Source organism: Pseudomonas sp. PS01301 (genome assembly GCF_029960215.1).
Taxonomy (GTDB): domain Bacteria; phylum Pseudomonadota; class Gammaproteobacteria; order Pseudomonadales; family Pseudomonadaceae; genus Aquipseudomonas; species Aquipseudomonas coleopterorum.
Window position 1 is genome coordinate 39315 of sequence record NZ_JASCPM010000034.1, and the last position, 10420, is coordinate 49734.

Sequence of the window (10420 nt, forward strand, 5' to 3'; positions counted from 1 at the left end):
AAAACATCGCCTAAGATTCTACTGACCTGCCCAATGTAAGTCCCATTCTGAACCAGCAGCGATGTGTGCTGTTCAATGCTCATGACTTAGCCCTCAGTACTGAGTTCAGATCATCTGTTTTTTCAGATTTTTGGAATAGATTGCCAGCAAAATACGGTGGTAATTTCGGTAAGTCACAGGACGCTATGATAGTCAGCGATGAATAGTCTTCTTCGGTAGTCAAGCTGATCGCGCCAACGCTACCAGCCAATGTCATATATTCTTCGTGAGTGATCCCATAAATCGGTCCAGCTATGAAAATGCTACAGCTTGATCCTAGATGAAAGCCGCCGAAGTTCTCACTGGACACTAAAAATGTAGTTTTCATATTCCTTTTTCGTAAGCTCCATGCTGTTCTTCTCCACATGGTTATCAGTTCTTGGGAGCTTAGTTTGTCTGTGATCAAAATGGCCCCTCGCGGAAGCATGATTTCTCTCCGTAGGCTAAATTCGAATTTACGAAAATAAACCAGTTTTCTGACATAACCTCTATGCTTCGGGCATACCGCATTCTCATATTCAGGTGGGGTAGTACATTTTTCTAGTTTTAGGTCTGCATCTGATGGCTTGCTTTGATCATCTAAGCTATTGAATAAGACGGTATCTGTGCTACCTAGCAAGCTAAATATAAACTTAAGCATGTATTTAGGCGTATGTGTAGTTTTACCTACGATCTTGGCTAGATTGATGCTCTTTAATATGTCTTGCAAATAGTGCGCGTCTGCGGGGTATTTATAGTCAGTTGCCACAGTTTCATTTGCATTTTTTGCTACGAGTGTAAACTGTATGTCTTGCCCATTACTGCTGTCCATGATTTCTAACATCGCTTTGTTAAGGATAGGCGAAACACTCACGTGCAATTTTGACGCTATTCGCAATGTCCTATTCTCGGGCGGTAGATTCTTATTGGCGAATGCAATAAGTTTAGCCTTATGTAATGCAAATCTTGCTTTTTTGAGTGGATCTCTTTCGCAAAATCTATCATAGCGTTCCGAAGCGTTCGGATATCGTTCTCTTAATACGGCATTGTTATAGGCTACTCGTAGCGCTTTTTCTTCACCAAAGGAGCAACCCCCTCTGTGGGCTACGAACACGTTTACGGCGCCCATGTGTTTCAGTCCACGCTCAGAGGCTCTAAGACACCAGTCCGTTTCTTCACCGTATCCTCGGATCAAATGCGTTTCATCCAAATATCCAACTTCATCCAGCGCACTGCGTTTGATGTATAAACAAAATCCGCAGCCAGTTTCCAGTTGTACCATAGGGCTTGCTAGCTGACTGGCTAGCGTGTCGAGTAGTTCGTGCTGTGCTGGACTAGGCATTGGTGCACTAACCCGGCTGACAGGAAAGCTCATCAGTTCGCCGTTGTTCGTAAAAGGTGTGACTGAAGCGATGTCCGCATCGGCATATGCACATTCCCTCAAGCGGTCGAGCCAATTTCCATGCACTCGCGTGTCGGCGTTTAGCCATACAACGTCTTGGCACGGGCTCAGAGCCATGGCGCGGTTCATCGTCCGTATAAAGCCCAAGTTCACCGGCTGATGTAGAAGCGTGATCTTACCCTTGCTTGCGAGTACCTTAAGCGCCTTTCGTAAAGAGGGTAAGGGCGTCGCGTCATCCAGTACCACCAACCGGTGGCGCGTACGGTTGAGTTTGCGAGCAGCTATGGCGCTGTTGATGCATTCAAGTGTTTCCTCAAGGCCATCGTATACTGGTATCAAAACGTCGACTGGGTGATGCTTGCCCACATCTGCAAGCGGCACTGGAGGTACGAATGTAGGCATGGCCGACAAAGGACTACCCAGCAGCGGCAGGCCTGTCGCGAATCTTACAGTAACTGCCAATGTAGGATTTGGCACCTTGATGCGGATGCCGCCATGAGTGGCCGGCAGGCCCGCGGCTGTGAGTAAAGGATTAGCCATGTCGGCCATCACCGATAAGGTGTTGGCGTTAGCTTCAACCACCAGCGCAACAGGGGCATGCACATTGCGTAAATCCACAGCCCAGCCATGGATCTCTTGTTCCTCTGGTAGATAGCGCACTACGCCCACTGTACTTGGCTCGTCGGTTTGTGCCGCAAGTATCTTGAGTACGAAATTAAGCTCGGTGGGGGCCGTTATATCCGGAAGGTGAGCAAAAATTATCCTGCGAAGTTCAGTAGGACTGGTCGACTGAGTACGCGCGTGCCACAAGGTCATGCGTAAAGAGGGATCGTTAGGAAGTTTTTGCCACACGGCAGATAAATAACGGGTGGCAAGTTTAGGCTGACCTTGGGCGAGCATGCTGCGCCCTAGCAGCGCGTGGACGTCAGCACGACCGGGAAGGGCGCGAGCGGCGTTACTTAGATAAATAAAGGCCAGCTTGGCGTCAGTGGGCAGGGCGTCGATACCCTTCCAGATCAGTGCTTCTGGTCGGTATTCAGGCGTCTGCAGCGCAAGCTCGAGCATCGCATCGGCAAGTTCGGGCTCTTGCGCTTCGCGATGATGATGAAATATGTCCATGAGCGTTTCTCGCCCACGGTCGAGGTTTGGGGACATGGCTGGCGTGTTCACTAGAAATAAAAGAAGGGCGACCCGAAAGTCGCCCCTTTGTCGAACATTACCCGCCTTGTGGCGGGCAACATTCAGTCTGTTACGGCTGGTAGGTTAGACCTGGCCGTGGATTACGATAACATTGTCAATTGCATTCGCGGCTTCCTCAGAGCCCACGATCCCAAGTACCACGTCTGCTTGGGAAGTACCCTGAGCAAGAGCATCTACCCAGTTTGCCTTGCCTGCCGCATCGTCGTTGGCGTCGCGGTTCAGAGCGTTGGTGTAGAGACTTTCGACGAAATCGCTATTGGATTTCGCAGCAGCTTCGCCAGACAGAACGATGCTTTGAGCGACTTCAAGACGGCTAGTGCCCGCGAACAGCTGGCTGACCCAGAACTGCAGGCCGCCATCTTCCGCTTCGCGACCCAAGGCAGTGGTGTATAGACCTTGTACATAGTCACCATTACTTTGATCAAAGGTCACGGCTTCTTGCGAGTTGGTGAATCCAGCAACCACATCGGCGCGAGTTCCACCGCTAGCAAGTACGTCTAGCCAGTTTTGCACGCCGGCAGTATCTTCGCTGTCACGTCCCAGCAAGTTGGTATACAGGCTGTTGACGAAATCTTTATTGGCGAGTGCATTGAACTCTGTGGAGTTCAAGAAAGCAGCAGCAATATCAGTCAGCGCCACGCCTTGATCTGCTTGAGCAGACCAGTTTTGCGCGCCACCGACATCTGCATCGCGACCCAGTACACCCTGGAACATCCGCAGTGCGATGGCTTCTGCATCAGTGTCAGCCAATGCAACCGATTGGTTGTTGTCGAATGCCAGGAACTCAGCGTTGCTGATCGAGGCCACTTGGGTGCCGGTCAGGTTGACGTTGAAGTTGTTGCCATCGGTAATGGTGTAATCAGCGCGTGCGCCGCCCAAGTGAACAACGTCATAGCCTTCCCCAGCATCGACCACATCAGCGGTACCAGACAGGAAGATCTCGTCGTCACCTGCACCAGACAGGATGGTGTTGTTGCCAGCACCACCGTAGATGGTGTCGTTACCGGCCGCAGTCACAATCACGTCATTGCCGTCACGGCCGTCGACGTAGACGTTTTGATCACCTTTGAAGATCAGGGTGTCATCGCCGTTGCCGGAGGTCACGATCAGATCTGGGGTGCTGTCTGTTACAGCAGTAACAGCGACGTCTTCGGCAACTGCGAAAGCTGCGAAGGTGGCAGGAGCTGCCTGGGTGTTGAAAGTGGCGGCCAGGTTGGCTTCGCTTTCGAACACGAATGCCTGAGCAGACGACAGTTCAGCAGGAATTTCCAGTACAACGGTCTCACCGGCAGCGCCGGCGATATCAGCTGTAACCAGCTGAGGAGTAGTGCCTACTGGCGACACAGGAGCGGCAACGCCGTCCCACGAAGCAACACTTACAGATTCAGCAGTGTCCAGTGCCAGCAGGGTGCTGATGGCAGCGGCGGTGGTGGAGGACAACAGGGTAGGGTTGTTGGCCAGCGAACCTTTCAGTTCGGATGCGGAGTAAGGCTGATCGTATTGCATGTGTAATTCCTGTTACTTCAGGCCATCTGGCCTGTGCTGCTAGTTTTCTGCTTCAATGCAGAGTTTTCCCACGGAGACTTATAGCGGGAGGCGTTCGTCTTCGTGACGGGATCTATTGAGAGATGGAGCGCCACCAGGGGCTGGGTGCCAGTGGGGCCATACATCATCTGATTGGGCACGACAAATTGCGGCGATGAGCCGGAAAATACGATGTGACCCGAGAGTTCGTAGAGGCAGCGGTTCGGCCCGACCAGGCTGAACCCAGCGGAGATAAGAGGGGATGCCTTGCCACGGGTGCCGCTGAAGGTACCGGCCGCCACATTGGGACTTGGGCCTGAGCCTGCAACTGTCGAGGTGTAGACGAGGTCGACGCCTTCTGGCTTGTTTTCCCAGATAACACAGAAGCCCTCCAGACGCTTGGTGCCATCGTGCTCGCCGACCCAGCCCTTGGTCGACTCTACATCGCCGGCGCCTTGCAGATGGGCGATGAGTCTCAAGGTTGCAGGAGCGGCGACGGTCAGTGCAGGGCTAGCCTCGGGCGTCGCCACTACGGCAAAATTGCGCATGATGGCTGGGGAGGTGTCGATGCGATCGATGCGAAGATCGACTGGGTCGATTTCGGCGTCGAACATGTGATATTCGGTGATCAAGACCGTGGCAACGCCACTTTTCACTCGCGCCACGATGGTGTCACCAAGGTGGGTAAGCATGTTTTTGCTCACACCTTCGGCGGGAAAGAAATCAATCGACCCTTTACCCAACGGCGCCTGCTGTAGCGAGATACAAACACGCTTATCGGATGGCGGCTGAGAGGCATACCGGAATATATACATTCCAGGCTCAAGCAGAGTTACCCGCGAGCTGATTTTCAAACCGTCAAGTGCGTGCGAGGGCAGTGACATGAATTTCCATTTCCTGTTGGCTTGAACCCACTGTGCCATCTAAAAAACGGCAAACCCGTAACAAGTGAATCGACCAGTGCTGGCTTCCTTTCGAGCGAGGATGATTGAGCCAGACGGGGTGTGATGTCAATCACTGAATGTAAAAATTCTTACACGCGGTGCAGACATCTCCTACGGGTGGCTTGTGGGGAATGTTACGACATATTGCAGACCCGCAGGCTGAGTTGTAACGATGCACCATCTGATTTTATATAACGTTCCTTAATACCAGCAAAATCAGTGAGATGCATAATTTAGTGGCAAATCCAATTAGATTCGACAAATTTCCGTCGTTTTTATTGATGGCGTTCAGCCAGCATTTGGCGCCAGTTCCATTGCAGTGCCCATTTAGGAGAGCGATGCGGATGGTTTATAGGTCTAGACATGCAAATAGCCGCCTGTCGAACCTTGCGTCACAGCTTCCTTCAGCGCCATGACTTGGCGTGCTAGCTGAATAAAAAATTAGGTAGTAGCTATGTTCTCTCGTGCCCCGTTTCCATATGCTGATGGATGTTTGCAACATTCCGGGTTCATCGCTCAGTCATATTAACGATCGCACCCAGCACCTCGACGCAGGTGGTACACTGCCCGCCGTTTTCGCCTTTTTTCAAGTACGGATGCTATGAGTCGTTTACCAGAAAATAATTTGCAGGCCGCCCTCAAGGCCTGCAAAAACAGCTTCGTTTCTGTTGGTGTGTTCAGCTTTTTCGTCAACGCGCTGATGCTGGTTCCAACGTTCTACATGATTCAGATTTCGGGTAGGGTCGTACCGTCCAGCAGCAACTCGACACTGATTATGCTGACGCTGATTCTCACTGTGTTGATGATCACCATGGGCGCTTTGGAGTGGGTGCGATCGCGCATTATGGTCCGCATAAGCAATCGTCTTGATGTATTGCTTAGTCGTGATGTCTACCGTGCTAGCTTCAAGCGCGCACTCAACAGTGGTGGCATGGATGCTACGGCTCAGTCGCTGAACGATCTCACAGCCCTGCGTCAGTTCTTGACTGGCACTGGTCTGTTTGCTTTCTTCGATGCGCCATGGTTTCCAATCTACTCCGCAGTAATGTTCATGTTTCACCCGTGGTTTGGATGGATGACCGTAGGATGCGGAGTCACCCTGGTTGTTCTTGCAGCTATGAATCATCGCTTCACCACCCAGGCTCTGGCTGATGCCAATCAGCAAAGCGTCAGATCCAACGTAGCCACGACCAAAAATCTCCGCAACGCGGAAGTCATCGAGTCCATGGGCATGCTCGAAACGCTGATGAATCGCTGGGCAGTACGCCAGCGACGCATTCTGCTATTGCAGTCCAATGCCAGCGACAAGGGTGGAGCGCTCACGTCCATTTCTAAGACGTTCCGCATGTGGTCGCAGTCAATCATGCTGGGGATGGGTGCTTACCTAGTGATCATTCACGAGATCAACCCCGGACTGATGATGGCCGGTTCAATTTTGCTCGGGCGCGCACTTGCACCAATTGACCAAATGATCGGCAGTTGGAAAGGCTTTGTCGCCGCCAAGGTCCAGTACGCCCGCTTGAACGAAGTGCTGGACAAACTCAACGCCGAGCCTGAGCGCATGGCTCTGCCCGCTCCACAAGGCCATATTCAAGTCGAGAATCTGGTGGTCGCGCCGCCCGGTGCCAAGGCGCCTGTCATCCGCAATATCAGCTTCGTTGCTCCGGCCGGGTCCATCGTTGGCATCGTTGGCCCAAGCGCTGCCGGCAAGTCCACACTGGTACGTGCCTTGATGGGCATCTGGTCGCCTCAGCACGGCGTGGTGCGCCTCGATGGCGCCGACATCAGTACCTGGGACAAGCACGAACTGGGGCCGTATGTAGGCTACCTGCCGCAGGACATCGAGCTTTTTGAAGGAACTATCAGCGACAACATTGCCCGTTTCGAGAAGGTCGATGCCGAGAAAGTCGTGCTCGCTGCGCAGACTGCCGGTGTGCACGAAATGATTCTGATGCTGCCCGATGGCTACGACACCATCATCGGCAGTGATGGCTTGAATCTATCTGGCGGCCAGCGTCAGCGGGTGGGCCTGGCGCGTGCCCTTTATGGGAGCCCCAAGCTGATTGTGCTCGACGAGCCGAACTCGAACCTCGACGAAGTAGGCGAAAGAGCCTTGGGCGTGGCCTTGCAGAAGGTCAAGGAAAATGGCTCGACGGTCTTCATCGTTTCACATCGTCCCAACATCTTGTCTCGCCTTGACCACATTCTGGTGATGTCGGCCGGTACCATTTCGATGTACGGCCCGCGTGACAAGGTAATTGCCGAGTTGGCGGCGCAACAGAACAAGGGGCAGCCACGCGTGGCCCAGCCAGCGCCGGGCGCCCCAGGTACGCCTCCTGCCGCTGGTGCCCCGCTCGCCCCGACCCCGCCTGCCGCACCTTCTCCATCTGCGGCACCCAAGCCGCCAGCCGGCCCGGCCGACACCCAATCGACCGGCGCGTGAAAGGATTTCATCGATGACCAGCAAAGCCATTACCGAGTTCGACCACAATTTCGATGACATGCCGATCTCCGACCGCGCTATCCGCCGCATCGGCTTCACCATTATCTTCGTCACTTTCGGCATTTTCGGCACCTGGGCGGCCGTTGCCCCCTTGAGCAATGCCGTGCATGGCAGCGGTATCGTCACCGTACAAAGCTATCGCAAGACCGTGCAGCATCTGGAAGGCGGGATCATCAAGGAGCTCAACGCCCGTGACGGCGACATGGTCAAGCAGGGCGACCCGCTGATCGTGCTCGATGAAGCGCAGCTGAGCGCCGAGTATGAGTCCACTCGCAACCAGCTGATCGTGGCCCGCTACAAGGAAGCCCGCTTGCGTGCAGAGCGCGACGGCCTGCAATCGGTGCCGCCCGTGCAGATGACGGGTACCGATTCGGACCGTCCCATGGAAGCGCTGGCGGGTGAGCAGCAAGTGTTCAAGGCTCGACGCGATTCACGTTTGAGCGAAATATCCGTGCAGCGCGAGCGTATCAGCCAGCTCAAGCAGCAGATTCTGGGCTTACAGGGGATGATCAGGACCAAGCAGAACCTGGAGAAGTCATACAACGGCGAGATCGTGCAGCTCAAGGATCTGCTATCTCAGGGCTTCGTCGACAACCAGCGCTTGCTGGAGCAAGAGCGCAAGCTCGACATGCTTAAGACGGAGGTGGCCGATCATCAGTCCACCATCCTCAAAACCCAGCTGCAAATCAGTGAGACCGAACTGTCCATCGTTCAGTTGAACAAGAAGTTCAGCTCCGATGTGGCCAATGATCTGTCGAATGTGCAGGCTCAGGTGTTTGATCTCCAAGAGAAAGAGGCAGCTCTCAACGATCGCCTTTCACGCGTGGTCATTCGCGCGCCGGAAAGCGGCATGGTGCTGGACATGAAGGTGCACACCGTAGGTGGCGTGGTTAGTGCGGGCACGCCACTGCTTGACATCGTGCCTGCTGAAGCTGAGCTGATTGTCGAGGCGCGTGTAGCACCGGCTGATATTGATCGTCTGGAGATGGGCAAGCGTGCCGACATCCGCTTCAGCGCATTCAATAATGCAACCACGCCGGAAATCGACGGCGAAGTCACGCGAATTTCTGCTGACGCGCTAAAGGACGAACGCTCCGGCGATTCCTATTATCTCGTTCGAGTGAAGGTAACTGAGCGAGGGCTGAAGACGCTTGGCGATCGCAGGTTGCAACCGGGCATGCCAGCAGACGTCTTGATCAATGCAGGTGACCGCACAATGCTGGAGTATCTGCTCAAGCCGGCACGCAACATGTTCGCCAAGTCGATGATCGAGGAATGACAGTGCTGCGTTTGCTACCTGGTGTGATGTTGAGCATGTTCGTTTTGCAAGCAGTGGGGGCGGAAACGGTGGTTCCCAAGGATTTGCCTCCCAAACCGCCCGTGTCGGCGTTGACCTACGCGCTCGACCTGGCTGGACTGTATCGCGAGGCGCGCCTGGAAGATCCACGGGTACTGGCGGCCTATGCTCGGGCCCGTGCTGCCTCTGAGCAACAGCGCGAAGCGCTTGGTGGCTTGCTGCCGCAGCTCTCGGCGCAGAGCAACGTCAACCGGATTTTGCGCAAGGATGATGCAGCGCGAGAAATCTATGACAACAAAAGCTATTCCCTGAGCCTGACCCAGTACCTGTACAACAAGACTGCCTGGGAAGGTTGGCAGAAGTCCAAGAGCGTCACTGCGCAGAAAGGTGCCCAAGCCGAGGATGCCCATGCCGAGGCCACAGTCGACCTGGCCAAACGCTATTTCATCGCCTTGGCTGCTGACGATGAATTGGAACTAGTGCAGGCCGAACGCCGAGCGACGCAGAAGAACCTTGATCGGGTGAACATGCTGTATGAACGGCAGATGGCCAAGATCACCGATCAGCTGGATCTGAAGGCGCGGGTCGATGCACTGGCAGCGCAGGAAGTGGATGCGCGTAACCAGGTGCAGGTGAGTCGCGAAGCGCTGTCGGAGATTGTCGGGCGGCGCATTGATGAGCGTTTGAGCCGGGTGCGTAACGACGTGGCATTGCAGGCGCCTGTCGCGCCTCTGGCCAACTTCGTGTCCCAGGCGATGGAGGCCAACCCGTTGCTCAAGGCCTACCAGAGTGGTGCCGAAGCCGCTGATGCAGCGGTACGAGAAGGGAAGGGCGGACACTACCCGCAACTGAGCGTGAGCTTGAGTGCCCAGCAAAGTGACGTGGGTTATGACAATACCCTGACGCCGCGCAGCGATAGTTATGTTGCGACTTTGGGCGTAAGGGTTCCCATCTATAGCGGTGGGTCTACTTCTGCGCGGGTGCGCGGTCTCTATGATGATCAGCTGGCCGCAGAGCAGGATCTCGAAGGCATCCGGCGTCAGGTCGTCAAGGAGACGACCACGGCCTATCTGACCGCGCAGGCCAGCGTCGAGAAGATCCGTGCGAACAAGAACGCCTTGTCTTCGGCCCAACAGTCAAGCGTTGCAGCGCAAAAAGCCTTTGCCTATGGCGTGGTTAATGCGGTGGACGTGTTGACCAGTGTGCAGAACGAGTTCAAGGCGCGCAGGGATCTGCTCAAATCCCAATATGACTTCATTACCAACCTTTTCATGTTGAATCGTTGGAGCGGGCAGTTGAACCAAGAGAGTGTCGACAGTGTCAACGTCTGGCTCAGCCCAGAGCCCGAGCAAGGCCTGCCTGGTGGCGACGTTGCCAAGGTGAAAACCAAATCCTGATCCATCCCCTGTAGCATCGGCTTGCGTAGTGTGTCAGTTGGAACACTGCGCACCCGGACGGGCTCGCGGGGCCTCTGTAGCAGCGGCGCGAGCCGCGTCGGCGGCTTCCGCAGTGTGTCAGTTGGAGCACGAAGC

At 54.6% G+C, this 10420-nt stretch carries 6 protein-coding genes; 3 read left to right on the top strand and 3 right to left on the bottom strand.

The window, feature by feature from the left end:
• Positions 1 to 79: 79 nt before the first annotated feature.
• The 3 genes from QMX89_RS16790 to QMX89_RS16800 all read right to left on the bottom strand — a co-directional run bounded on the left by QMX89_RS16790 (position 80) and on the right by QMX89_RS16800 (position 4959).
• A complete protein-coding gene (locus QMX89_RS16790) occupies positions 80 to 2539 on the bottom strand; it encodes a glycosyltransferase (protein WP_282349065.1) in 2460 nt (819 codons plus the stop codon).
• A 144-nt stretch (positions 2540 to 2683) separates the two neighbouring features.
• Entirely contained in the window at positions 2684 to 4126 is a 1443-nt protein-coding gene (locus tag QMX89_RS16795; RefSeq protein ID WP_282349067.1) for a DUF4214 domain-containing protein, read from the bottom strand.
• 17 nt (positions 4127 to 4143) lie between these two features.
• Positions 4144 to 4959, bottom strand: coding sequence for a hypothetical protein (locus QMX89_RS16800; protein WP_282349071.1), 816 nt, complete (start codon positions 4957 to 4959; stop codon positions 4144 to 4146).
• 730 nt (positions 4960 to 5689) lie between these two features.
• Between QMX89_RS16800 and QMX89_RS16805 the strand changes: the two genes are divergently transcribed.
• Genes QMX89_RS16805 through QMX89_RS16815 form a run of 3 tightly spaced genes read left to right on the top strand, consistent with a single transcriptional unit; the run spans position 5690 to position 10285 of the window.
• A complete protein-coding gene (locus QMX89_RS16805; RefSeq protein ID WP_282349068.1) occupies positions 5690 to 7531 on the top strand; it encodes a type I secretion system permease/ATPase in 1842 nt (613 codons plus the stop codon).
• A 13-nt stretch (positions 7532 to 7544) separates the two neighbouring features.
• On the top strand, positions 7545 to 8870 hold the full coding sequence (locus QMX89_RS16810; protein WP_282349069.1) for an HlyD family type I secretion periplasmic adaptor subunit: 1326 nt from the start codon (positions 7545 to 7547) through the stop codon (positions 8868 to 8870).
• Positions 8867 to 10285 (top strand): TolC family outer membrane protein, encoded by a 1419-nt coding sequence (locus tag QMX89_RS16815; RefSeq protein ID WP_282349070.1) that lies wholly within the window; start codon positions 8867 to 8869, stop codon positions 10283 to 10285. Before QMX89_RS16810 ends, QMX89_RS16815 begins: the two co-directional genes overlap by 4 nt.
• The last annotated feature ends 135 nt before the right edge of the window (positions 10286 to 10420 follow it).

What these genes read in the sequence shown, in the direction of transcription:
- QMX89_RS16805 (WP_282349068.1), top strand. Translation starts at nt 5,690, where the DNA reads ATGAGTCGTTTACCAGAAAATAATTTGCAGGCCGCCCTCAAGGCCTGC.
- QMX89_RS16790 (WP_282349065.1), bottom strand. Translation starts at nt 2,539, where the DNA reads ATGGACATATTTCATCATCATCGCGAAGCGCAAGAGCCCGAACTTGCC.
- QMX89_RS16800 (WP_282349071.1), bottom strand. Translation starts at nt 4,959, where the DNA reads ATGTATATATTCCGGTATGCCTCTCAGCCGCCATCCGATAAGCGTGTT.
- QMX89_RS16815 (WP_282349070.1), top strand. Translation starts at nt 8,867, where the DNA reads ATGACAGTGCTGCGTTTGCTACCTGGTGTGATGTTGAGCATGTTCGTT.
- QMX89_RS16795 (WP_282349067.1), bottom strand. Translation starts at nt 4,126, where the DNA reads ATGCAATACGATCAGCCTTACTCCGCATCCGAACTGAAAGGTTCGCTG.
- QMX89_RS16810 (WP_282349069.1), top strand. Translation starts at nt 7,545, where the DNA reads ATGACCAGCAAAGCCATTACCGAGTTCGACCACAATTTCGATGACATG.